This is a genomic window from Mesorhizobium sp. M0910 (genome assembly GCF_040319465.1).
Classification (GTDB): domain Bacteria; phylum Pseudomonadota; class Alphaproteobacteria; order Rhizobiales; family Rhizobiaceae; genus Mesorhizobium.
On record NZ_JAMYNZ010000003.1, the window covers coordinates 610,719 to 634,060 of the forward strand.

At 60.6% G+C, this 23,342-nt stretch carries 19 protein-coding genes; 9 read left to right on the plus strand and 10 right to left on the minus strand.

Going from position 1 to position 23,342, the window contains the following annotated elements; all coding sequences use genetic code 11:
- Positions 1–6: 6 nt before the first annotated feature.
- The 6 genes from NKH78_RS10685 to NKH78_RS10710 form a co-directional block, all read right to left on the minus strand.
- The gene (locus NKH78_RS10685) at positions 7–804 is read right to left on the minus strand and encodes an ABC transporter permease (RefSeq protein WP_352882864.1); all 798 of its coding nucleotides are present in this window, start codon (positions 802–804) and stop codon (positions 7–9) included.
- A 97-nt stretch (positions 805–901) separates the two neighbouring features.
- Entirely contained in the window at positions 902–1,903 is a 1,002-nt protein-coding gene (locus NKH78_RS10690) for an ABC transporter substrate-binding protein (RefSeq protein WP_502899799.1), read from the minus strand.
- Positions 1,904–2,127: 224 nt separating this feature from the next.
- Complete coding sequence (hutC, locus tag NKH78_RS10695) at positions 2,128–2,859, minus strand: histidine utilization transcriptional repressor HutC (protein WP_352737275.1); 732 nt, start codon at positions 2,857–2,859, stop codon at positions 2,128–2,130.
- 30 nt (positions 2,860–2,889) lie between these two features.
- Entirely contained in the window at positions 2,890–3,912 is a 1,023-nt protein-coding gene (locus tag NKH78_RS10700) for a zinc-dependent alcohol dehydrogenase (protein ID WP_352737309.1), read from the minus strand.
- Positions 3,913–3,927: 15 nt separating this feature from the next.
- Positions 3,928–5,250 (minus strand): histidinol dehydrogenase, encoded by a 1,323-nt coding sequence (gene hisD / locus NKH78_RS10705; protein WP_352737276.1) that lies wholly within the window; start codon positions 5,248–5,250, stop codon positions 3,928–3,930.
- Between the two features lie 79 nt (positions 5,251–5,329).
- On the minus strand, positions 5,330–6,103 hold the full coding sequence (locus NKH78_RS10710) for an SDR family NAD(P)-dependent oxidoreductase (protein WP_352737277.1): 774 nt from the start codon (positions 6,101–6,103) through the stop codon (positions 5,330–5,332).
- A gap of 198 nt (positions 6,104–6,301) precedes the next feature.
- Here NKH78_RS10710 and NKH78_RS10715 point away from each other — a divergent pair, with 198 nt between their 5' ends.
- The 4 genes from NKH78_RS10715 to NKH78_RS10730 all read left to right on the plus strand — a co-directional run bounded on the left by NKH78_RS10715 (position 6,302) and on the right by NKH78_RS10730 (position 13,153).
- Positions 6,302–8,362 carry a N,N-dimethylformamidase beta subunit family domain-containing protein gene (locus NKH78_RS10715; protein ID WP_352506837.1) on the plus strand — a complete coding sequence of 687 codons (2,061 nt, stop codon included), beginning with the start codon at positions 6,302–6,304 and terminating at the stop codon, positions 8,360–8,362.
- Between the two features lie 1,137 nt (positions 8,363–9,499).
- A complete protein-coding gene (locus NKH78_RS10720; protein ID WP_352475773.1) occupies positions 9,500–10,714 on the plus strand; it encodes a glycosyltransferase family protein in 1,215 nt (404 codons plus the stop codon).
- A 1-nt stretch (position 10,715) separates the two neighbouring features.
- Complete coding sequence (locus NKH78_RS10725; protein WP_352506838.1) at positions 10,716–11,960, plus strand: glycosyltransferase; 1,245 nt, start codon at positions 10,716–10,718, stop codon at positions 11,958–11,960.
- A complete protein-coding gene (locus tag NKH78_RS10730; RefSeq protein WP_352506839.1) occupies positions 11,957–13,153 on the plus strand; it encodes a glycosyltransferase family protein in 1,197 nt (398 codons plus the stop codon). The genes NKH78_RS10725 and NKH78_RS10730 overlap by 4 nt, the downstream gene beginning before the upstream one ends.
- Positions 13,154–13,251: 98 nt before the next feature.
- Here NKH78_RS10730 and NKH78_RS10735 read toward each other — a convergent pair whose 3' ends face one another.
- Together NKH78_RS10735 and NKH78_RS10740 are read right to left on the minus strand one after the other, a co-directional pair.
- Entirely contained in the window at positions 13,252–13,920 is a 669-nt protein-coding gene (locus tag NKH78_RS10735) for a class I SAM-dependent methyltransferase (RefSeq protein ID WP_352506912.1), read from the minus strand.
- A 145-nt stretch (positions 13,921–14,065) separates the two neighbouring features.
- Positions 14,066–14,359 carry a hypothetical protein gene (locus NKH78_RS10740; protein ID WP_352506840.1) on the minus strand — a complete coding sequence of 98 codons (294 nt, stop codon included), beginning with the start codon at positions 14,357–14,359 and terminating at the stop codon, positions 14,066–14,068.
- A 29-nt stretch (positions 14,360–14,388) separates the two neighbouring features.
- Here NKH78_RS10740 and NKH78_RS10745 point away from each other — a divergent pair, with 29 nt between their 5' ends.
- The 3 genes from NKH78_RS10745 (at position 14,389) to NKH78_RS10755 (ending at position 18,686) form a co-directional block, all read left to right on the plus strand.
- A complete protein-coding gene (locus NKH78_RS10745; protein ID WP_352506841.1) occupies positions 14,389–17,103 on the plus strand; it encodes an ABC transporter transmembrane domain-containing protein in 2,715 nt (904 codons plus the stop codon).
- Between the two features lie 156 nt (positions 17,104–17,259).
- Positions 17,260–17,709 (plus strand): cyclic nucleotide-binding domain-containing protein, encoded by a 450-nt coding sequence (locus NKH78_RS10750; protein ID WP_023675957.1) that lies wholly within the window; start codon positions 17,260–17,262, stop codon positions 17,707–17,709.
- Between the two features lie 122 nt (positions 17,710–17,831).
- A complete protein-coding gene (locus NKH78_RS10755; protein WP_352506842.1) occupies positions 17,832–18,686 on the plus strand; it encodes an MBL fold metallo-hydrolase in 855 nt (284 codons plus the stop codon).
- A 51-nt stretch (positions 18,687–18,737) separates the two neighbouring features.
- Here NKH78_RS10755 and NKH78_RS10760 read toward each other — a convergent pair whose 3' ends face one another.
- The gene (locus NKH78_RS10760; protein ID WP_352688526.1) at positions 18,738–19,514 is read right to left on the minus strand and encodes a polysaccharide deacetylase family protein; all 777 of its coding nucleotides are present in this window, start codon (positions 19,512–19,514) and stop codon (positions 18,738–18,740) included.
- On the minus strand, positions 19,511–20,599 hold the full coding sequence (locus tag NKH78_RS10765; RefSeq protein WP_352506844.1) for a glycosyltransferase family 4 protein: 1,089 nt from the start codon (positions 20,597–20,599) through the stop codon (positions 19,511–19,513). The genes NKH78_RS10760 and NKH78_RS10765 overlap by 4 nt, the downstream gene beginning before the upstream one ends.
- 74 nt (positions 20,600–20,673) lie before the next feature.
- Here NKH78_RS10765 and NKH78_RS10770 point away from each other — a divergent pair, with 74 nt between their 5' ends.
- Both NKH78_RS10770 and NKH78_RS10775 read left to right on the plus strand, forming a co-directional pair.
- Positions 20,674–21,852 (plus strand): DUF3095 domain-containing protein, encoded by a 1,179-nt coding sequence (locus NKH78_RS10770; RefSeq protein WP_352506845.1) that lies wholly within the window; start codon positions 20,674–20,676, stop codon positions 21,850–21,852.
- A gap of 63 nt (positions 21,853–21,915) precedes the next feature.
- Positions 21,916–23,301: a nucleotide sugar dehydrogenase gene (locus NKH78_RS10775; protein ID WP_352778714.1), complete on the plus strand. Its 1,386-nt coding sequence runs from the start codon at positions 21,916–21,918 to the stop codon at positions 23,299–23,301.
- Positions 23,302–23,342 lie beyond the last annotated feature (41 nt).

Here is a 23,342-nt window from a genome sequence, read left to right on the forward strand (position 1 = left end):
CCGGCCTCATTGCACGTGGCCCTCCTGCCGGAACAGCACTTTTCCCAGTGCCTTCATGACCTGGTCGGTAATGAGGCCAAGCACGCCCAGCAGCAGGATGTAGCCGATGATGGTGTTTGTCTGGAAATAGCGCTGGGACACGGTGATGCGGTAGCCGAGGCCTGATGTCGCCGCGACAAGTTCTGCCAACACCAGCCAGGTCCATGCCCAGCCGAGACTGATGCGCAGCGTATCCCAAATGCCTGGCAAGGCGCTGGGAACGACGATGCGCGTCAGGATCTTGCGATCCGGCAGGCCGAGCGTCCTGCCAAGGCCGATGAAATCAGCGGGAACCCGCTTCACATTGTCCATGATCATCAGCACCTGCTGGAAGAAGGTGCCTATGAAGATAATCAAGAATTTCTGGGCATCGCCAGTCCCCGACCACAGGATGGAGAGAGGCACGAAAGCAACCACCGGCATGTAGCGGATGAAATCCACAAGCGGCTCGATCGCCGCTTCCCAGGTCCTGAAGCTGCCGATCAGCACGCCAATCGGAATCGCCAATGCCGAGGCGATGAGGAAGCCAACAGAAATACGGTATATCGAGGCCCTGAGATCCAGCCATAGCGTGCCGTCACCCGAGAGCTTGCCGAGCTGGGTCACCACGCTTCCCGGCGACGGCAGGAAAATTGGCTTTACCAATCCCAGCCCCGTTGCCGCCCACCAGGCGAGGCCGAGGCCGGCAAAGACGGCCACTGCTATCATCAGGAAGCGTGAGCGTGCGATGGGCGCGCCGATCCCCGAGGATAGGCGACGGCGCATCGGCTGTTTGATCACCGGCCCCGGCGCTGCGTGAGACGGGCTTGGCTTGGTCGCACGCTGCTCGGACATTTGCGTCACCACCGCGAGCCGGCCCTCGTCATTTCGCGGCCTTGACGAATGACGGGTCGATCATCTGTTCCGGCGTCACGTCCGCCTGCAGCAGCCCGGCGTTCTTGGCGGCCGCCTCTACATCCGCAAATGTCTTGGTGGAGAATTCCCCGGTCAGGGCATCCTTGTTTTCGGCGAGAGTATAGTAACGCACGCCATCAAAGGCGGTGTTGAGGTCTTCGACGCTCGACCCGACCGCCTTGGAGATGATCGCCCGGCCGTCGGGCGTGTCGTCGTTGTAGGCCTTCAGGGCCGCATCCCAGGTCTTGATCATGGCAAGCACCTGGCCGGGACGCGACTTGATCACCTCATCGCGCACCACGAATACGTCACTGATCAGGCCGGGATCTTCGCCCGCGGTGAAGAGCAGCTTGAGGTCCTTGTTCTGCGCTCTTGCCGCGGTGAGATAAGGCTCATAGGTGACTGCGACTGGAACCTGGCCGGCGATCAAGGCGCTGCCGGCATCCGCAGCCGGCATTGGAACGGGCTGGACATCGGCGATGGACATGCCGTTCTTGGCGAGCGCGTATTTGAGCAGGATGTCGCTCGTCGTGCCTTCCTCAAAAGCAACCTGTTTGCCCTTGAGGTCGGCGACGGTGGCGATGTCCTTGCCGGCGATCATGGCGTCTGCCGTCATGCTGACGTCGAGCAGAAGCACGATCTTCACCGGCAGGCCGGCCGCAACCATTCCCATAGCCGTGTGCGTCGCGATGTTGGCGGCATCGAGCTGGCCGCTCGCCAGGGCGGCGTTGATATCCTTGTCCTCCGCGAAGTTCACGATCTGCACGTCGGACAGCCCGCTTGCCTTGAACAGGCCCTTGGCCTCGGCGACGTGCCACTGGCCGTAGCCCAGCCATGGCTCGATGCCGATCTTGAACGTTCCTGCCTCAGGCGTCGCCGGAATTGTCGTGTCGGCCGCGTAGGCCGCCGGGGCAAACCCGACAGCAGCAGCCATAACGAGCGCCCGAAATTGTCCTGCTAGATTACGCATCATCTTGTTCCCCTTGATGATCACGCCGCTTTTTTGAACCAAACTCCGGCCTGGTGAGAATGCCGGCGTCTGCTCTTGCGGCACCGTGCCTCGGCATCTTAGCTGCCCGTTCAACGAAAGTGCGACGACACTTCAACGTTAGCAATAGCGGATGTCAAGGCTAAATACATACATGCATATACAAGTTAGACCCCTCCTTCCGAGTCTGATTCGCTTCACTGCGATCAAATTTTTTTAGACGGAGAATACCGGCTGCCAAGCGAGTAGCGGCTGCCAACGTAAGTCAGCTTGCTGATCGTGGCAACGATGGCGCCCGTCCATGTCCGGCGATGCAGAAACAGGCAGCAGCTGCCGACATCGATGCCCAGATGCCGCGCCGTCTCGGCATCGGCAGGGGTCGCCGAGATGATGTGCTCGACCTCCGTCACCGGGGTTTTCTGCATGAGGTAGTCGTAGGTTGCTGTCTTGGAAAAGTCCTGCTTGTCATAGTCGGGTATCAGGCCCGGGTTCACGAAACGCTCTTCCAGTTGCACAGGCAGGTCGTTCTCGAAGTTGACGACGATGGAATGATAGACCGGCGCGCGTTTTGCGAACTCGAAGGAAAGCGCGAGCTCCTTTGTCGGCGTGATCTTTTCGAGCACGATAACCTCGGAGCGATGCCTGTTTCCCCGCGCGACAATTTCCGCCGCGATGTTGTTGATCTCGATCAGTGCTGATTGTGGTCGAGGTGGCGCGATGAATGTGCCGACGCCCTGGAGCCGGATCAGAAAACCCGCAGAGGTCAACTCCCGCAAGGCACGATGAACCGTCATCCGGGACACGCCGAGTGTCGCCACGAATTCATTTTCGGACGGCAGCTTCCGGTCCTTGCTCCATTGGCCCATTCCGATGTTCGTCAGGATGTAGTCCTTGACCTTCTCGTAAAGAGGGCTGGCGGTATCGGGCAAAGTGATCATTTCAAAATCCTTTCCGGCAACGTTCGGAAATCACACGCGCCCGGAAGACCGCATCCGGATGATTGTTTTCAAACCATCGCCCTGCCCCGCCAACAGCCGCTCATAGGCTGCGGGAACATCATCCAGGCCGATCTCGCGGTCGATCAGTTCGACCATGGGCTCGGTCAATTCGCCGAGCATCCGAATGGCGTCGGGAAGCTCATCGGCAAAGGCGTGGCATCCCAGCAATGCGATTTCGCGTTCAACCAGGATGTTGGGATCGATGTCGAGGCGCCCATGGAATATGCCGACCATCGCAACGGTGCCACCGGCATCGAGAACGCCGAGCAACTGGCTGAGTGCTGCGATGCTGCCGGTCGCTTCGACGGCAGCAAGCAGGGGGGCATCCGCGGTGGCGGCGGCAATGGCGTCCCGGTTCAAGTCGACGATGCTGGCGCCGGTCACCCGCGCCACCCGGGCGCATCGGCCAGGGTTGCGATCGGCGACGAGCACGGTACCTGCGAATGTCCGGGAAAGCAGCAGTGCGGCAAGCCCGCCAATAGTCCCGCAGCCGACCACAAGAACGGAGCCGGCCGTTTTCGGCAGACGCCGCACTGCGTGCAACGCTACAGCCAGCGGCTCGGCCATCGCAGCGACCCGTTCGTCAAGCGCGGCATCGACGACGTGCAGCAGGCGTGCGGGCAGGACCGCCTGTTCGGCAAATCCGCCGTCGCATATCTCGCCGACAAAGCCCAGCGACGTGCAAAGGTGCCGCCTGCCTGCATGGCATTGCGCGCATTCTCCACACCAGAAACGGGAATCGGCGACCACGCGGTCGCCAACAGCGACGATGTCCACGCCCTCGCCGATAGCGATCACCGTGCCTGTCAGCTCATGGCCAGCCGTCGAGGGCGCCCGGCTTATCCATTGGCCCGTGCGAAAGTTGTGAAGATCGGAACCGCAAACGCCTGCGGCATCGACCCTCAGCTTCACCCAGCCTGGCTCGGGAGCGGCTGGCGCGGCGATATCCTCGACGCGCAGGTCGCCGGGTCCATGGAGTCGCGCCGCCCTCATCGTCATCGTTTCCGCTCAGCCGGCGAGATAGCGATCGCGGATCTCCGAAACCGCGTTCTCATGCGAGCTGAACCCTTCGTAGCGGGCGAGCCTGCGGGCATGCAACGCGAGTTCCGGATAGGCCGCCGAGGTCACATAGCCGACCGACGATCTCTTGACGAAATCCGTCACCGAAAGCGGTCCAAAGGTTCGCGCCCACCGGCTGGTCGGCAGCACCGCATTGGGTCCCAGGACGAAGTTAGCGAGGGTCACCGGCGTGTGCGGTCCCATGAGGATCTCGGCGGCTTCTGTGATACGTCCAAGGTGCGCAAATGGCTCCGTTGACAGAATCTCGAGGTGCTCCGGGACATAATCGTTGATGAAACGGTAGCTGTCCTCCAGCGACTCGGTCAGCACGATGCCGCCGCGCTTTCCAGTCAGCACCGCGCGCGAGAACTCCACACGCTGTTCGCTCATTCGGGACCAGTGTTCCGGTATCGCAATCAACGCGGCTTCGGCGACCTTGCGGCTATGCGTCACCAGATAGGCCGACGAATCCGGGCCGTGCTCGGCCTCTATCAACAGGTCAAGAGCGGCCAGGCCGCCGTCGACGCTGTCATCGGCAAAGATGATCGCTTCGGACGGGCCGGCAGGCAGGCCTGTGTTGATGATCGGGGACAACACGCTCTTTGCCGCCACCACCCACGGGCTCCCCGGCCCGACGATCTTCACGGCAGGCTTCACGGTCTCGGTTCCATAGGCGACGGCGGCGACCGCATGGGCGCCGCCGCACTTGTACACGGTCTCCACGCCGGCAATGCGGGCAGCAACCAGCGTCGCGGCGTCGACGGAACCATCCGAAGTCGCAGGCGTCACGATCGCGATCTGGGGAACCCCGGCAATCACCGCCGGAACCGAGGTCATCATCGTCACCGAGGGGAAGGCGCCTTTGCCGCGCGGAACATAAAGCGCAACGGAAGCAATCGGTGTGTATCGGTCACCCGCATAGGCGCCCGGCCGAACTTCCTTGAGCCACATCGTTTCCGGGCGCTGCTCCTCGTGGAAATGCCTTATGTTCTCAATGCCGAACCGGATACTCTCCACGACATCCTTGTCGACCTTGTCGAATGCCGCGTCGAACTCCGCTTCCGAAACTTTCAGCCCACCGTCGGCAACATCGGCTTTGTCGAGTTCGCGCGCAAACCGGAGCAAGGCCGTGTCACCTTCATCCTTGACGGCCTTGATGATTGGACGGACCTTTTCGATGAAGGAAGACAGATCTCCTTCTGCGCGTTTCAGTAAACTGGACCGCTGATCGACACTGAGGGATGACAGGCGGTGGAAGCTGACGTCAGACATGGCGGCTCCTTTTCTAGGACGCAATTACGGTTAGCGCTTGTCGATCACTTCTGGGACACATCTCCAGCCCCTGAAGCCTTCAAATCGATGCGAGAAAGCCTCCATCCACGGGAATGGACTGGCCGGTTATGTAGGCTGCCGCATCCGAAGCGAGGAACACCGCGATTCCGTGCAGGTCCGGGAGATCACCAAAACGGCGCTGCGGAATCTTGGCGAGCATCGATTGCTGCCATGCCTGGTTGCTGTAGAACACGTCTGTCATCGCTGTCCTGAAATAGCCAGGCGCAATGGCGTTGACCCGGATCCCAAGATCGGCCCACTCCGCCGCAAGCGCCCGCGTCATGCCGAGGAGGCCTGATTTCGACGAGCCGTACGGCACCGCCGTGGGAACCCCAACCTCGGAAGTTAACGAACAGAGATTGATAATGACGCCGGGCCGTCCGGCGTCTCTCATCTGCCGCGCAGCGGCCTGGGCGCAGAAGAAGGCGCCTTTGAGATTCGTATCGACAATCCTGTCCCACAAGGCCTCGTCGACATCGAGTGAAGGCCGGACCTCTTCCGTACCTGCATTGTTGACGAGAATATCGAGACCTCCGAGCAGGCTGCCGGCCTCGGCTGTCGCCGCCCGGCACCGGTCGACGTCAGTGACGTCCAGGGCGACGGCGTGCGCGACCCCGCCGGCGGTGCGGATAGCGGCCATCGTCTTCTCGAGCGAGGTCACGCTGCGCGCCGTGACGGCGACGTCGGCGCCGGCCGCGCTGAGCGCCTCGGCGATGCTGCGCCCGATGCCACGGCTTGCGCCGGTTACAAGCGCCTTCCTGCCTGACAGATCGAAGAGAGATGCGTTGCGCATGTCATCCTCCTTGGTAATGTCGCGCTTGGACCGATCACGTCGAGACTATCCGAATGCAGCTTATCTATACAAGCATGTACATCATGGCTGTAGTGCGCCATGCGAAACTCTGCTTGTCAGAGCGGCAGCGCATTGGCCGACATCGGACCGGTCTACGCGGTTCGCCCCAGCCCATCTGGAGTTCATCGGGAGGGATATATGAAGCGCGCAGTAGACCACGACGCGATGAGCGTGGTTGGCTATACCACCCCCTGGAGTGCCAAAGCAGGCCAGCGGATCAAGCTCAGCCTGTCATGCGATCGGCCGATAAAGGCCACACGAATTTGCCGGCTCGACAAGCCGGCTCCGGAATTTCTCACCTGGGCCATCGAAACAATAGGTGAAGCACGGCGTCGGCATTTCGACCAGGGGTCGTTCCTGTTCGTGCGGCCCGGCGAACTGGCCAAAGTACAAGCCCTCCACGGTATACGTTTTGAGCTGTTCCTCACGCGCAACGAAGGTGCGCGCACGATCCTGGAGGCAGGCGCCGTCGGGCTGCGCCTCCGCGACGGCGCATTAGTCGTGGAAATCGGTGACGAAACCCTTGTCGAGAAGAAGGCGCCAACCGGTGTGTGGCTCACTGTCGAGTTGGATCTGCGGCAGGAACAATCGCGTCTGCGCATCAAATCCCATGATCTTCTCGCGCCTTACGAACTCCGTGAAGGTTTTGGCAGCCCGGCGTGGAACCTCCAAGGGCACGGCATCCATTTCGGCGCAAGTGCCACCAACCACGAACCTACCCTCAACGCGAAATTTGCTGCGATCCGGCTCGACACCCCACAGGGGACTGTTGCCTGGGATTTCCCGACGCTGTTACCAACGCAACCGATCCTGTCGTCGGGCGGAGCAGATCCGCTGCTCCTAGATGTGATCAATCAGCCAGCCTTCTGCGTGACTTCGGCACGCTGGGACGGATCGAGCTTCGAGCCTCGCTTGGTGCCGTCGCACTACGACGCTATCCATTGCCACGACGACGACATCGGCCCGCTTGAGTGGCCGGCATCACACCGCGTGACGATCCCTGAAAACGCACACCCAGGCGTCTACGCGTTCCAGGTCGAATGGGAGGGTGGCGACGAACGCGTGGTGTTCTTCGTCACCTCGTCACAGGTCTCGTCGCCGCTGTTGTATCTCGTGCCGACGGCCACCTATCTCGCTTATGCCGACGAATATCTCCCGGATCATCTTTATGAATGGAAAGGCGACGACCGGGGACATCGCTTCGCGATCGCCAACAATCTGAAATCTCTTTACGACTACCATTCCGACCTTAGCGGTGTTTCCATCTGTTCCTACAAAAAGCCGAAAGTGACGCTCAGGGACGATTACGACTATCCGCTCTGCGGCTGCCCACACAATTTGCCGGTCGATCTGCACTTCCTCCGATTCTGCCACGGAAATGGAATCATGTTTGACGTCCTGACCGATCACGACTTGCACGAATGCGGCATAGACGGTCTGCGTCGACATCAAGCCGTCGTCACCGGCAGTCACCCCGAATATATGTCGATCGAGATGGAGCAGGCGCTGCGGCAGTTTGTGGCCGAAGGCGGCAGCATCGCCTATCTCGGCGGAAACGGCTTCGCTGCCACTGTGGCTTTCAAGGACGACCTGATGGAGCTGCGGCGCTCGCCGCTGGAGGCAGGCCGCACCTGGGAGGGCCCGGTCGCCGAACAGGCGCTGTCGATCACCAACGAACCAGGCGGCTATCTCCGCTCGCGCGGCCGAGGCGAATTCTCGCTGATCGGTGGCGCGATCTCACTGATGGGATTCGAAGGCGCGCGCCCCTTCACGCGCACTGAGGAAAGCCGTGAAGCAGGATTCGCATGGCTGTTCGAAGGCGTTGAAAATGCGACCTTCGGCACGGACGGCATCGTGCTGGGTGGTGCCGCGGGCTACGAAGTGGATGCGACAGATCCAGCCCTCGGCACTTCCGCTGACACCGTCGTGATCGCGCGGGCGACGGGATTTCCGGACAGCTTCTTCCAGGATCCGACGCGCTGGTATGAGGGCGGCGATACGCAACGCATCGCCCGCCGCTGCGCCGAAATGACCCTGCGAAAGCTCGCAGCAGGCGGCTTGATCTTTTCGGCAAGCTCGGTTGCCTGGTGCGGCGCGCTGCCAGCCGCAGGCGCCATGAACGATGTCGGCAGGATCACGCTCAATCTGCTTAACCGCCTCGGCACCACGAAAGGAGAACCCGGCCGAGAAAATCAATAACCTTCGGCGAAGGTACTGACCAGCGGACTGCGGGACCTTGAGGAGCGCGGCGTCCCCGATAGCGGGCGGGCATTTAGAGAGTGGTACTGCGCAGTGACTTGGGCCCTCCAAGAGTCTAAGCAGCCAGCATGCTTCTGACAGCACGAAGGAAAAACCGCCGCATACCCCGCTTTCTTGCCGTCTACACCATGGAGCCCGAAGACCTCGCTCGCTTTCGCAGCCTGCCTAAGCCGAGCAGGACGCGATTGATGCCGTCGGCTTGCAGCAATGGGCGGACTGGGAGGAGAGAAATGCCGCATTTTTTCCCCGATCGCGGCGACTTCAACGCCGTCAAAAAATTACGCTCTTGATTCTAAAGGTTAAAGTCGTCGCAAAAATATTTTGAGGTTTCGCCAACTGTCGGGACCAATCGAGCGGTTTTTGCACCTCGCGACGTTCGATGGCCCGCTCAGGTCGTCTCAAAAAGTACCGTCACCGCCCCAGCTAAGGCATTAGCCAGAGGCCATAGCGATCGACAAGCAACCGGTGCTGCACACACCCGCTGCGGGCGGTGTGTTGTGAGCGCTGGCATCCACTCGATTCCTGGCGAAATTCAGGCTAGCTTGGGCGATAGATGGCTCAGTTCTGGTCGGTGAATCATAATCAGACCGCCCGTCAAGAGATTGACGGGCAGCACCTTTGGTCTCCCAAGACCGAGAGCGATGGCGCGCGAAACGAGTTCTGCAACAACATGTGCCGTGCGACGCCCGGCGACCCTGTCCTTTCGTATACCGATCAAGCAATTGACTATATGGGCAGGATCGCGGAATTCGCTTTCACCGCTCCGAAACCGTCGAGTTCGGAGAGACCGCAGCTTTGGAATCAAGAGGGATGACTTCTGCCGATCTTTTGGACACCGCTTTCCCCTTCGATTCATCCCAAAACAACAACGGGGAGTCTCGGCCCGCTCCCGCCGAGGCGATATTCGCCCCTCCATCCAGTTTCGGACTCAGGCAATCAGAAAGCCCTATCTGACAGGCATTCCACAGAAGTAATGCAAATTCAAAATCGCGGCCTCATGTTTCAAAACCAGGATGGTTTCGAAGCCGGCGGGTCGCTCACGGTCCTCAAAGCGAGAATTCTAAGAGACGTTCAACAATGACCCAGCACGCAGAAAACGCTCGAATTCTCATGTACAGCCACGACACGTTCGGGCTCGGCCACTTGCAGCGCTGCCGAACTATCGCGCATTCGCTGGTCGAGGATTTCCGCGGACTTCAGGTGCTTATCATTTCGGGTGCGACTATCGCTGGCGCCTTCGACTACCGTGCCCGTGTCGACTTCGTGAAGATCCCCAGCGTCATCAAGCTGCGCAACGGCGAATACACCTCGCTGGAAAAGGACATCGATCTGCATGAGACGCTAAGGATGCGCCAGTCGATCATCCGCCACACGGCCGAGACCTTCCGGCCGGATATCTTCATCGTCGACAAGGAACCGCTCGGCCTGCGCGGTGAGATTGAGGACACGCTGTCCTACCTCAAGACGCGGGGCACCACGCTGGTGCTTGGCCTGCGCGAGGTGATGGATGCGCCGCATCTGCTCGAAGCAGAGTGGGCACGCCGGGACGTGATGCGCAAGATAGGCCTGTTCTACGACAAGGTCTGGGCCTATGGCCCGCCGGATTTCTACGATCCGTTGACCGGCTTGGATGTGCCGCCGGCTGTCAGGGCAAAGATGAGGTTCGTCGGTTTCCTGCAACGGAGCCTGCAGCGGAACGAGTTGCCCGGCCATCGGCCCGAGGGCGACTATATCCTCGTTACCACCGGTGGCGGCGGTGACGGCGCCGATCTGATTCACGACGTCATCGATGCCTATCAGCAGGATCCGCAATTGCAGCATAGGGCCCTGATCGTGCTTGGGCCTTACATGCCGGCGCGCAAGCGCAACAAGCTGCTCAAGAAGGGGTCCAAGATCCCCTATATCAGGATCATCGAGTTCGACAACCGCATGGAAGACCTGATTGCCGGCGCCAAGGCGGTAGTGGCGATGGGCGGCTACAACACCTATTGCGAGATACTGTCTTTCGACAAGCCGGCGCTGATCGTGCCGCGCGTCGAGCCCCGCAAGGAACAACTGATCCGCGCACGGCGCGCGGCCGAACTCGGCCTCATCGAGATGTTTTTGCCGGAAGAAGCCGAGGATTCCCGGCGGTTTGCCGATGCACTGAAGGTGCTGCCGGACCGGCCCCGCCCATCGCAGAGCAATCCGCATCTGACGCTGGAAGGGCTGCCTCATATTTCCGAAATCGTCGCGGAACTGCTCGACCGGCGGGCCGGCCATCACCTTTCAGTCATTGAAGGAATGACCTGAGTTGCAACATCGCAAGATCGTCGTGGTTCTGAAGGGTTATCCGCGGCTGTCCGAAACCTTCATCGCGCAGGAATTGCTCGGTCTTGAGCGTGCGGGGTTCGACCTGATACTTGTCGCGCTCAGGCGGCCGACCGACGAAAAACGCCACCCCGTGCATGACGAGATCAAAGCGCCCGTCCATTATCTGCCGGAATATCTGCATGAAGAGCCGCTGCGCGTGCTTCGCTCGCTGTTTGCCTATCTGCTGCGTCCGGGCTTCTGGCGCGCGCTCGGATCGCTGGCTGCCGATATGCCCCGCGACTTTACGCGCAATCGCGCGCGCCGCTTCGGGCAAGCGCTCGTGCTGGCGGCCGAATGGCCGGAAAACGCGGGCTGGCTGCATGCCCATTTCGCGCACACGCCTGCATCGGTGACGCGCTATGCCAGCCAGCTTCGTGGCCTGCCCTGGACCTGCTCGGCCCATGCCAAGGACATCTGGACTTCGGCGGACTGGGATCTGGCCGGCAAGCTTTCCTCGGCGCGCTGGACGGTCACTTGCACGAAAACCGGCTTCGACCGTCTGAAAAAACTCGCTAACGGCAACTCGTCTGTGCATCTGAGCTATCATGGGCTCGACCTTGATCGCTTCGGCAGTTTCGGCGAGGCGCGAAAGCAGCATGACGGCTCGGCGCCGGACGAACCGGTTGTCGTTCTGAGTGTCGGGCGCGCCGTTGAAAAGAAAGGTTACGACACGTTGCTGGAGGCCCTTGCCCTGTTGCCCGGCGATTTGGCGTGGCGTTTCGAGCATATCGGCGGCGGCGAAGAACTGGAACGGTTCAAGGCGCTGGCGCAAAAGCTCGGCGTGGATGGTCGCGTCTCTTGGAAAGGCGCGCTTGCGCAGGAGGAGGTGCTTGAGCACTACCGCCGTGCCGACATCTTCGCCCTGGCCTGCAGGATCACCGCAAATGGCGACCGCGACGGTCTGCCGAATGTTCTGGTGGAGGCGGCTAGCCAGCGCCTTGCCTGCGTGTCGACCGATACTTCCGGCGTGCCGGAGCTTTTATCGCCGGATGAAACCGGCTTGCTGGTTCCGACGGAAAACCCGATTGCCCTGGCACAGGCGCTGGAGCGCCTGATCCGCGATCCCGTGCTGCGCGTCCGCCTCGGCGACGCCGCAGAGCGGCGCGTGCGCGGCAATTTCGATCATATGGCAAGCATTGGACAGCTCAAGGAACTGTTCGAGCGGGAGTGGCGGGCCGCCGAATGAAGCGGCTGCGCGCTTTCTTCTATGTCCAGCACCTGCTCGGCATCGGCCATCTCGCGCGCGCCAGCCGCATTGCGGCGGCTCTGGTCGATGACGGGTTTGACGTAACCGTCGTGACCGGTGGAGCGCCGATCGCCGGGTTTCCAGGACTGGGGGTAAAATCTGTAACCCTGCCACCTGTCACCTCCGGTGATGAAGGATTTTCGGGACTTGTCGACCTGCAAGGCAACCCGATCGACGATGATTTCAAGAAATGGCGTTCAGAGATGCTGCTGCAGGCATTCCGGGATTGCAGGCCTGATATCGTCATTGTCGAGGCGTTTCCATTTGGACGCCGGCAGATGCGTTTCGAACTCTTGCCGCTGATCGAGGTCATCGACGCGACGTCGCCCAGACCGCCGCTGGTGACGTCCGTCCGCGATATCCTCCAGGAGCGCGTCAAGCCGGGCCGAAACGAGGAAACGGTCGATCTCATCAACAGGCATTTCGACCTTGTTATGGTCCACGGCGATCCGGCTTTCGCAACCATCGACAAGACATTTCCATTGGCTGGGGCGATCAGGGCCGAGGTCACCTACACAGGGCTCGTTGCCGCGCCGCCATCGCCCGCAGCCTCCGAGCGCTTCGACGTTCTGGTGTCGGTTGGCGGCGGGGCTGCCGGAAAGAGCCTTGTCAGCTCCACCATCGCAGCGGCGCGGAATGCCAACAACGCTTGGAAATGGTGTTTGATCACCGGCCCGAACCTGCCGAAAGACGAGTTTGACGCAATCGCACGCGATGCCACGCCGGGCCTGTCCATCTTCCGGTTCCGCGAGGATTTCGCCAGCCTGCTGACCGGCGCCCGCCTGTCAGTCTCGCAGGCGGGTTACAACACGGTCTGCGATGTACTGCGCGCGGGTTGTCGCTCCCTGCTCGTCCCATTTGCAGCCGGCGGGGAAACCGAACAGACGGTTCGCGCCCTGATGCTCGAAGAACTCGGTCTTGCAACGGTGCTGACGGAAAAGGACCTGACGCCTGAAGGTTTGGCGCAAGCTATCGAACAGGCGCTTGTGGGACGGACGCCATCCGCGCATCGTCTCGATCTGGAAGGCGCGCGTCGCTCGGCGCAAATCCTGCGCGAGCGGTATCGAACATGGTCCCTAAATGTGGGGCCCGGTTTCGGAAAAGTTCATGATCAAACAGACGATAGATCCTAACGCGCGTAGCGTCCGTGAGATTCGTGCGACGCGCTTCAAGTCCTGTTTTTATGCGTATCGTTGTCCCAAAACCGCTACGCACTTTTGGGCGAAATGCATTAAACAGTTCCAATCAGCATGAAGCGCGTATAATTTTTTGTCGGCAGTTCGCCGGAGAACCGCACCTCCCGTAGCGCCGCCATCTCCTCGAAGGCTGCAAGCGAAGCCACGCAGTTGATGTGCGTCGGCTCGCTGAAATAATCGTTCGATTGCAGCAGTACATTCGTGCCCGGCGGAAGCAGAGCAAGCCAGGCGCGCAGATCGGCTATGTGTTCGCAGCTCGTATTGACCATCAGGTCGGGCCGCCCGGCCGCATAGTCGAGTGCGTACATATCTGCCGTCAGCGCCCGGAACCGGTCGCCGGCTTCCCGGTTGAGGGTCCGGGCGACCGGCGCGACTTCAGGATCGATGTCGATGCTATCGATCGCCGCGATGTCGAAGCGGGCATCGTTGAAAAGCATTGCCGGCAATACGCCGTACCATCCACCCAGAACCCATATGCGCCCGAAGCGGCCGCCGCCGCTTTCGAACAGCCTGTCGAGCGCCCACATCTTGCAGGCGACCTGCTTGTGGTTGAAGGCGTTGGCAATATCGGCCTTCGGATGCTTGGCGACGACGCGCGCCAGCCCTGCCACGAGAGGGCAGTTGACATAAGCAGCAATTCCCCGTGTGAGGTCCAAGGCTTGCTCGTGCCAGTCCATGGCATTGCGTGGTTGCGTGACATCCATCATAATTCGTCTTGTATGTTGGGATTCTGGGCGACACAACGCAATCTTGCCTCCCGCAAGACTGTTTGATTCCGCGGACGTGATCATGCTGCAAGCCGCTTGGCTATTGCCCGGTGCCGGAGAGAGCCTATTGCATCTGTCCGGATCATCGGCGTCCATCCGCCAGCACCAGCCGCGCAGCTGCGGCCTCGTGCTGCTCAGCTGTTCGCCAAAGCCCTACGAAAGCCGCGGATCGTTTGGCCAGCTGCTTTCTTCGCCGATCGACAATGCCCATGTCGTTGCCATCGACCATGCGCCGGAACTGGATCGCGCCGCCTCGCAGGTTCCTTGCATAGTTGAGCGCGGGGCAATGTCCGTGCACGGCAGCTTCGAGCTTGTCGCTGGCGATGAAGAAATTGCCGATACGCCATTCGCCAGCAGGTGCTTTTACATCCTGCATGCTTCCAACTGAAGGGTCCACAGTCGCATATGGAAGCCAGCCTAGCCCGCTATATCTGGACGCACACCAAGAAGCAGCAGCTCTGGATATTGATGATCGTCGTGCTTTCGATGATCCCGTATTTCATGTCCTTCGACCTGCCGAAGCTGATCGTCAACGGACCGATCCAAGGTCGCGGCTTCGAGCAACCGGGCGCGACCCAGCCATTCATGAGGCTACACTATAACCTGCCGTTCATTGGAGAGGTCCAGTTCTTCTCCGGTTTTCAGCTCGACCGCGAGGAGACCCTGTTTGCCCTGAGCCTTGTGTTCCTCTTGCTAGTCGTCATCAACGGCCTGTTCAAATTCTACATCAACACCTACAAGGGCCGCCTCGGCGAACGCATGCTGCGGCGTATCCGCTTCGATCTGGTCGACCGCGTGCTGCGGTTTCCGCCGGTTTACTTCAAGCGGGTGAAGTCCGCCGAAGTGGCGACCATGGTGAAGGACGAGGTGGAGCCGCTGGGCGGCTTCATCGGCGACGCCTTCCTGCAGCCGGTACTGCTCGGCGGCCAAGCGCTGACGGCCATGCTGTTCATCATGATCCAGAACGTCTGGCTCGGAATGATAGCGGTCGTGATCGTGGCGATCCAGATCGTGCTCATCCCGCGAATGCGGCGGCGGCTGATCGTGCTCGGGCGCCAACGGCAGTTGACGGCGCGCGCGCTTTCGGGCCGGGTTGGCGAAATCGTCGACGGCATCGGCGCGGTTCACGTCCACGATACATCAAACTACGAGCGCGCCGACATAGCTGCCCGGCTCGGGCTCATCTTCAAGATCCGCTTCGATCTTTACCAATGGAAATTCATGGTAAAGTTCCTCAACAATTTTCTCGCGCAGCTCACGCCCTTTCTGTTCTACATGATCGGCGGGTATCTGGTCCTCCAGGGGCGGCTGGACGTCGGCCAGCTCGTGGCCGTGATCGGCGCCTACAAGGACCTGCCCGGACCGATGAAGGAACTGATCGACTGGGATCAGGATCGGCAGGATGTCCAGGTCAAATATCAACAGGTCGTTGAACAGTTCACCGTCGAAGGTCTCATCGCGCCGAAAATCATGGCATTGACGATCGACGATCCCGATCCGATGACCAAACCGCTGTCGGCGATCAATCTGTCCATAGCAGACGATGGCGGTGCGATGCTCCTCAACCGTATCTCCCTCCAGGTCAAGCCGGGTGAGACGGTGGCACTGGTCAGTACCGCAACAGGTGGAGCGGAGGCGCTTGCAGAAGCCTTCGCGCGGCTGATCTGGCCAGACAGCGGAAAGGTCGCTTCGGGCACCGACGACCTGCTTGAACTCCCCGAAGCAGTAACCGGCCGGCGCATATCGTATGCCTCGTCGGATGTTTTCCTGTTCCAGGCAAGCCTCCGCGACAACCTGCTCTACGGGTTGAAGCATGCGCCGCTGACATCGGTGCCTTATGACGGTGCTGCGGCAGATCAGCACCGCTGGAACATTCACGAGGCGCGCCGGTCGGGCAATCCGGATCTTGATATCCACGGCGACTGGATCAACTATGCTTCCGCTGGCGCTACCGGCCCGCACGACCTCTTTGAAGCCGTGCGCCGGGTGCTCGACGCGGTTGTTCTGTCGCGTGACATTCTGGATCTCGGATTGCGCTCTTCAGCTGACCTCACGCGTCACACGGAGCTTGCCAGGCGGATCGTCGAACTGCGTGCGGCGCTGCGGACCCGGCTGGAACAAGAGGGGCTGAGCGGACTGGTGGTTCCTTTCGAACCGGGCGCCTACAACAAGGAAGCAACGATCGGCCAAAACCTGCTCTTCGGCGCTGCCGCCGGTCCCGAACTGGCCGACAGGGCGCTGGCGGCCAATCCCTATTTTGCTTCCGTGCTGAGGCAAGCCGGCCTCGACCGCACGCTCTACGAAATGGGCTTGGAGATCGCCAAACAGGCGATCGAGTTGTTTGCCGACCTGCCGCCCGATCACCAGTTCTTCCAGCAGCTCGCCTTCATGAGCGCGGAGGAGATACCCGCCTACGAAACCTTGCTGCAACGGCTCAAGAACCGTCCCTACGAGGCGGTTTCGGAGAACGATCGCGCCATGATCGTCACCTTGAGCTTTGCCTACATCGAGCCCCGGCACCGCTTCGGCCTGCTGAGCGACGAGCTGATGAGCAAGATCGTCGCTGCACGCAACCGGTTCTATGAAGACCTGCCGCCCGAGTTGCACAATGCGATCGAACGGTATGATCCTGCCAAATACATTGCCGCGGCCACGGTCATGGATAATGTCCTGTTCGGGCGTGTGGGCAACAATCATCCCGACGCGCCCGACCGCATACGCTCCATCGTCTATGACATTCTTGACGAACTCGGGCTTTATGGCGAACTTCTGGATGTCGGCCTGGACTTCAACGTCGGCTCCGGCGGGAGGCGGCTGACCGGTGGACAGCGACAGAAGCTCGATGTTGCCCGGGCCTTGCTCAAGCGTCCCGATTTTCTCATTCTCAACCGGCCGCTGTCGGCGCTCGACCAGCGCATGCAGGATAAGGTGCTGCGAAATGTGCTCGAGGAAGCCAGGCGCGACGGCCATTCGCCGGCAATTGTGTGGGTCGTGACGAATCCGGCAATGGCGATGATGTTCGATCGCGTTGTCGTCTTCGACTCGGGTCAATTGGCGGAAGACGGAACACACGAGACACTCTTGGCGGGGAACGGTATCTTCAAGGAACTGTTGTCATAGAGCAACGGACATTCAGATGGATCATTCTGCCGGTGCACGACATCGGGCTCGCCACCTTTCGCGTGGTTTGCCTCGCCATCTCGGAAAGAGAATTGATTCCATCTTGGCGTCCCTTGCTCTAGTCTGGCAAACGCGAATTTTGGAAGGTTTGCGACAATGCTGCTCAAGGATGAAGTTGGAATGCTGCAACGCGTTCCCTTGTTCTCTGCCATCGAGCCGACAAAGCTCAAGCTGCTTGCGTTCACATCCGATCGTGTGAGCTACAGCGCCGGCCAGATCCTTTTCAGGCAGGGCGACGAGGGAGACGCCGCCTATGTCATCCTTTCAGGCAGGGCGGATATTCTTGTCGATTCCGATAGCGGACCGATAAAAGTTGCCGAACTGGAGCCAAATTCGATCGTTGGCGAGATCGCCATATTGTGCAACAGCTCCCGCACTGCCACCGTCAGAGCGGCAAGTCCGCTGGAAGCCTTGAGAATCCGCAAGGATCATTTCCTGAGGCTTATGAGGGAGTTCCCGGAAATGACCATCGAGATATTGCGGGTTCTTGCCGATCGCCTAAGCCATACGACCGCGGATCTGATCGACGCACGAAGCGCCAAATAACGAAGGACGTGCGCCCGATCCTCGCCGTCGTGACGGCACTGTCCTCTCGCTGAGAAGATCACCCGGAGAAAGCCTGTCTCGCCTAGCAGCGGTTGTTTGGATATGATGGGCGAAGGGGTAGCATGGACGACAACGTTTTCCTGGTCAGGTTTTGGGGTGTCCGCGGCAGCATTTCGGTATCAGGGCCAGAATTCTCTCGCTATGGCGGCAACTCAATCTGCGTCGAAATGCGATGCGGTAAGCATACGCTTCTGTTCGACGCAGGCTCTGGCCTACGGCCTGCCGGCGCGGCACTTCAGGCGTTGGGCGTGACCGATTTCGACCTGCTTTTCACCCATTGCCATTACGATCACATCATCGGGTTGCCGTCTTTTGCGCCGATCTATGATCGGGGCGCCAAGGTTACGCTTTGGTCCGGGCATCTTGCAGGACACATGACGACCCGGCAGATGGTCGATGAGTTCATGCAGCCGCCGTGGTTTCCGGTGAAACTGGAAGCCTGCAAGGCAAGCCTCGACTATCGCGATTTCGTATCCGGAGACGTGCTTCGCCCGCGCGAAGGGGTGGTGGTCCGAACCGGCAGTCTTATCCATCCGGGCGGCTGCATAGGCTACCGGGTCGAATGGGGCGGCCGCGTCGTGGCGATGATCACAGACACTGAGCACGAGCCGGACAAACTCGATCAGGCGGTGCTCGGCCTGATCGAAGATGCCGACCTCGTCATTTACGATTGCACCTACACCGAGGAGGAAATGGAACGCCGCCGCGGTTACGGGCACTCGACATGGCAAGAGGGTGTCAAGCTCTGTGAGGCGGCCGGTGCGCGCAGGCTTGCCCTGTTTCACCACGATCCGACACGGACCGACGAGGAACTGGACGAGATCGAGAAACTGGCCAAAGACAGGTTTACCGGCGCTTTTGCCGCGCGGGATGGCCAGACGCTCAAATTTCCAGTCTCATTGCGCAAAAAGCGCTGAGCTGTTTTCCTCTATCTCTTTGTTTTGACGCAATTCCGGACGGAAAACCATTCACACTTTTCCTGGAATTGCTTTACCGGCGCTGCGCCCGATCAATGTCCTGATCGGAAGCCATACGCAGGCTTCAGTCTGTGCGGTGACTGTGAACAGCCGTTCGAGGAAGAGCCAGGCCGATTCATCATGCACGAGATGGTGGGTGAGCAGGCCGGCCGGTTCGCCTCCATCGAATGCATGCTGCAACTGCGCGATGATGGCTTGAACCAACAGGCCATGATCGCGGCAGCCGCGCGTGCCATGCCAATCCATGATGTCGACATTGCTGTTGATGACCGCAAGTGAAGCCGGTCTTGGCGGCCCATAGACCGACAATGCCGAAAATCCTATCGATCCAAGGTCGGATACCAAGCCGGCGTCGATCCTGTTCCAGGGTGGCACCAGCATCGGAACGGCACGTGCGCCGTGCAGGCCGGTTATGTGCGACAGCCCGCGGGCCAGATCATCGAGCACCGCCTCGCGTGGCCGATGCGCGCCGAGCTCCTGCTTCTTCTGGCCCTCCGGAGCATGATTTCGGTGCGCCCAGCCATGGATGGCGACCGTGGCATGCGGCGCCTCGTCAAGCCGAACGACAAGCTTCTCGTCAGTCAGGGCGGGAATGACGGCCAGAGTCACCGGAACCGCGAATTCACCAGTGAGGTCGAGCAACCGATCAAGCGCAGGCGTCGGATCAACGCCGTCATCGTCGCGCAGCCAGAACTCTGCCTTACGGTCCGCCCGTTGCCAGTTCGCCAGCTCCTCCACCAAGGGTTGCCAGATTTGATCGGATGTCATGAGACCGGGATCTTCGCAAGAAGTTCGGCCAGACGCGCCGCCGCAGCACCGAGACAACGTTCTTCGAGGATGAAACGTCTGGCTTCTGCGGCCATGATGGATCTTTCGTCGTTACGGGTCAGAAGCCTTTCAATGGCAGAAGCGAACGCCGCCACATCGTCCGGCGGGGTGAGAAACCCGGCCTGGCCATCCCGCACGACCTCCGGCACGCCGGCGACATCCTGAGCCACAACCGGAAGGCCGGCGGCCTGTGCTTCAAGATAGGCAACGCCATAGGCCTCGCCGAAACCCGGCCAGACGTAAATTCCCCCACTGTAGAGGACATCCGGCACGGCGGCTGGCTCAAGCGCGCCAAGCCATTCGATACGCTCGGCGGGCAAGCCGGCGAATTGCGCTTTGATCTCCTCGCGGGCAGGTCCGTCCCCGACGATCGACATGGTCCAGGTCAGATGACCGATCGAACCGAGCGCCTGCGCCAGCATGCGATAGCTTTCGACTTTGTCGCCCGGGCGCATCATGGCGACGGTAACGAGGCGCGTCGGACAACCCCGTGCCGGTGTTTCCCGGAATAGCGATGTGTCGATGAAGGGCGAAAGCATGCCGAAAGCGGCGTCGGGTATCGCATCTGCCAGTCCCTGAAGATCCCTTTGCGTGAAGCAGATGTTCAGCGCCGCCTGTTCGACGGCTCGCGCCACCAACGCTTGCGTATCGGCCCACAAACCGGTGTTGCGCCGCCTCGAATAGGAGGCTTCCGCTGTCACATAGGGAACACCAAAGGCCAACGCCAGTTCGGGCCCGATCAGGTCGGGCGCCTTGTAATAGGGATGATAGGTGAACCACAGATCGGGCTTGCCGTCACGATCCCAAAGCCCTGCCAGCCGCGCGGCTTCCTCCCGGGCCTCGACCTTGAGCGCATCGAAACTTTTCGAATCCGGTTCGCGTAGATAGAAGCGCAATTCAGATGCCAGTTCGACGCTGTGCCCTCCATGCTCCAGCGCCTTGACCAGCATCCGTGCCATCTGACGGTCGCCTGAGGCAACGGGATGATTGGGCGACTTCAGCGGCGCGTAGAAGGCAATTCGCATCGCCGGACCCTATCATCGGAAAGCCTGCGCAAGTCAATTTCGAAGCATGATCGACTTCACCCTCAAGCACTGGAATGTGCTATCTGATGCTCATGGAAACAGCTGCCGCGTCCGACCCGTTTGTCGCTTCCCTACCGGTCTTCGCCAGGTTCGAAAGCGTTGCCGATATCGATAACTATCGGCCTCTCCCCGATGGCTGGGCGCTGGCCACCGCAGATATCGTCGGCTCTACCAAGGCGATCGAGGCGGGGCGCTATAAAACCGTCAATATGGCCGGTGCCAGCGTCATTTCGGCGCTGCTCAATGCGCTGGGTAGGCAAGATCTTCCCTTTGTCTTCGGCGGCGACGGCGCGCTCGTGGCGTTTCCCGGCTCGGCGCTGGAGATCACCCGCAACGCGCTGGCGGCTGTCCAGAGATGGGTGGCGGCCGAACTGGATCTGACCTTGCGTGCCGCAATCGTGCCGATAAAGGATATAAGAGCGCAAGGCCTCGACGTTCGCGTGGCGAGGTTCCAGGCCTCCGATGCAGTCTTCTATGCCATGTTCGCCGGAGGTGGCGGCAGTTGGGCGGAAGCCGAGATGAAAGCGGGGCGCTACCGCATCGATCCTGCGCCGGCCGGCGCGCGGCCGGATCTGACCGGCCTCTCCTGCCGCTGGAACCCAATCGAAGCCCGGCATGGCGAAATTGTCTCGATCATAGCCATACCGGGGGCGTCGCGCGACTTGCGCGGTTTTCAGTTTCTGGTTTCCGACATTATCGCCCTAGCCGGCAGGCAGGAACGCGATGGCCACCCGGTGCCAGTGAACGGGCCGGACTACAGTTTGCTGCCCGCCGGCCTCGATATCGAGGCGCGGGCCATGGCGCCGGCAGGACGGCGGTGGCTGTCGAAGCTGTGGATAGTGTTCCTGATGACGCTTACGGCTGTTACGGATAGATATGGCTGGACGATCGGCAGATTCGATCCGAAGATCTACAAACGCGAAGTGGCCAGCAATTCGGATTTCCGGAAGTTCGACGATGGCTTGAAGATGACCATCGACGTTGACGCGGATGTATTGCAACGGATCGAGAACCGGCTGAAACAGGCGGAAGAGGCGGGCATCTGCAACTATGGCCTGCACCGCCAGAAATCGGCCTTGATGACATGCCTCGTCGCATCGCCGCTGCAGCGCGATCACGTTCATTTCATCGATGGCGCCGCCGGCGGCTATGCGATGGCTGCCGCAAGCCTTAAGGCGAAGGTGCCGGTCTGACGGCTTGCGGACATCGATTTTCCGCAATATGCCTCGGGGCTCTTGGGAGCGGTGAGCCTCACCATGGAAGCGGACGGCCTGTCCGAATTGACGGGAAGCACATTTTTGGACGCCTCACGATCGACATATGACCGTCTTCTGAACCGGATTTCGACGCGTGCCGCGCAAGTCGGCGTGATCGGACTGGGCTATGTGGGGCTGCCGCTGGCGGTTGCGATCGCACGCGCCGGCTTCCCGGTTTCCGGCTTCGACATCGAACCCCAAAAGGTCGAGAGCCTGAACAACGGCCAATCCTACATCGAGGCGGTGACGTCGCCAGCCCTTGCCGGCCAGGTGGCGAGCGGACGGTTCCGCGCCACTGCGGATTTTGCCGAACTGGCCGTCTGCGATGTCATCATCATCTGCGTTCCGACACCACTGACGAAACACCGCGAGCCGGATCTCTCCTTTGTCAGGAACACGGCAGGCACCATCGCGAAGCATCTGCGTCTCGGCCAGCTGATCGTGCTGGAATCGACCACCTATCCCGGCACCACCGACGACGTGATCAAGCCCATCCTGGAAAAAACCGGCTTGCGGTCGAGGATAGATTTCTTCCTCGGCTTCTCGCCCGAACGCGAGGATCCCGGCAACCGCAGCTTTGAAGTCGCGACGATCCCCAAGGTCGTGGCAGGTGACGGCACTGAAGCGGCGATGCTCGTGCAGGCTTTCTACCATGGCGTGGTCAAGACCGTCGTTCCGGTTTCCACCACGGCAACCGCCGAGGCGGTCAAGCTGACGGAAAACATCTTCCGCTCGGTCAACATAGCCCTCGTCAACGAGTTGAAGGTCGTGCTCGGTGCGATGGGAATCGACATCTGGGAGGTGATCGAGGCGGCAAAGACCAAGCCGTTCGGCTATATGCCTTTCTATCCTGGCCCTGGACTTGGCGGGCACTGCGTTCCGATCGATCCTTTCTACCTGACGTGGAAGGCGCGCGAATACGAACTGCCGACCCGCTTCATCGAGCTGGCGGCAGAGATCAACACGGCCATGCCGCGTCATGTGGTCGATGAACTGGCGAAGGCGCTGGACCGGCGCTGCGGCAAGGCGCTCAGCCGCTCGCGCATTCTCATCATCGGGCTCGCCTATAAGAAGAATGTGCCCGACATCCGCGAAAGCCCCTCATTGCGGCTCATTGAACTCATCGAGGAATGGGGCGGCAAGGCGGAATTCCACGATCCGCATGTTACCGAAATCCCGACCACACGGGAGCATATGGCGATCAAGGGGCGTCGCTCGGTCGAATTGACCGAGGTGGCCCTGAAGGATTTCGACGCTGTCGTCGTTGCAACCGACCACGACGCGATCGACTATCAGGCGATCGCGGATCACGCTCTACTGATCGTCGACACACGCAATATTTTTGGCCGCCTCGGGCTAGCCCGAGAGACGGTGGTGAAGGCCTGACGGCGTCCGAGCCGGCGAATTTGTGGCGGATCAAGGAGATT

Excerpts from the sequence above, each read along its gene's own strand:
- NKH78_RS10685 (WP_352882864.1), bottom strand. The coding sequence starts at position 804 with ATGCGCCGTCGCCTATCCTCGGGGATCGGCGCGCCCATCGCACGCTCA.
- NKH78_RS10690 (WP_502899799.1), bottom strand. The coding sequence starts at position 1,903 with ATGCGTAATCTAGCAGGACAATTTCGGGCGCTCGTTATGGCTGCTGCT.
- hutC (WP_352737275.1), bottom strand. The coding sequence starts at position 2,859 with ATGATCACTTTGCCCGATACCGCCAGCCCTCTTTACGAGAAGGTCAAG.
- NKH78_RS10700 (WP_352737309.1), bottom strand. The coding sequence starts at position 3,912 with ATGAGGGCGGCGCGACTCCATGGACCCGGCGACCTGCGCGTCGAGGAT.
- hisD (WP_352737276.1), bottom strand. The coding sequence starts at position 5,250 with ATGTCTGACGTCAGCTTCCACCGCCTGTCATCCCTCAGTGTCGATCAG.
- NKH78_RS10710 (WP_352737277.1), bottom strand. The coding sequence starts at position 6,103 with ATGCGCAACGCATCTCTCTTCGATCTGTCAGGCAGGAAGGCGCTTGTA.
- NKH78_RS10715 (WP_352506837.1), top strand. The coding sequence starts at position 6,302 with ATGAAGCGCGCAGTAGACCACGACGCGATGAGCGTGGTTGGCTATACC.
- NKH78_RS10720 (WP_352475773.1), top strand. The coding sequence starts at position 9,500 with ATGACCCAGCACGCAGAAAACGCTCGAATTCTCATGTACAGCCACGAC.
- NKH78_RS10730 (WP_352506839.1), top strand. The coding sequence starts at position 11,957 with ATGAAGCGGCTGCGCGCTTTCTTCTATGTCCAGCACCTGCTCGGCATC.
- NKH78_RS10735 (WP_352506912.1), bottom strand. The coding sequence starts at position 13,920 with ATGGATGTCACGCAACCACGCAATGCCATGGACTGGCACGAGCAAGCC.
- NKH78_RS10740 (WP_352506840.1), bottom strand. The coding sequence starts at position 14,359 with ATGCAGGATGTAAAAGCACCTGCTGGCGAATGGCGTATCGGCAATTTC.
- NKH78_RS10745 (WP_352506841.1), top strand. The coding sequence starts at position 14,389 with ATGGAAGCCAGCCTAGCCCGCTATATCTGGACGCACACCAAGAAGCAG.
- NKH78_RS10750 (WP_023675957.1), top strand. The coding sequence starts at position 17,260 with ATGCTGCTCAAGGATGAAGTTGGAATGCTGCAACGCGTTCCCTTGTTC.
- NKH78_RS10755 (WP_352506842.1), top strand. The coding sequence starts at position 17,832 with ATGGACGACAACGTTTTCCTGGTCAGGTTTTGGGGTGTCCGCGGCAGC.
- NKH78_RS10760 (WP_352688526.1), bottom strand. The coding sequence starts at position 19,514 with ATGACATCCGATCAAATCTGGCAACCCTTGGTGGAGGAGCTGGCGAAC.
- NKH78_RS10765 (WP_352506844.1), bottom strand. The coding sequence starts at position 20,599 with ATGCGAATTGCCTTCTACGCGCCGCTGAAGTCGCCCAATCATCCCGTT.
- NKH78_RS10770 (WP_352506845.1), top strand. The coding sequence starts at position 20,674 with ATGTGCTATCTGATGCTCATGGAAACAGCTGCCGCGTCCGACCCGTTT.
- NKH78_RS10775 (WP_352778714.1), top strand. The coding sequence starts at position 21,916 with ATGGAAGCGGACGGCCTGTCCGAATTGACGGGAAGCACATTTTTGGAC.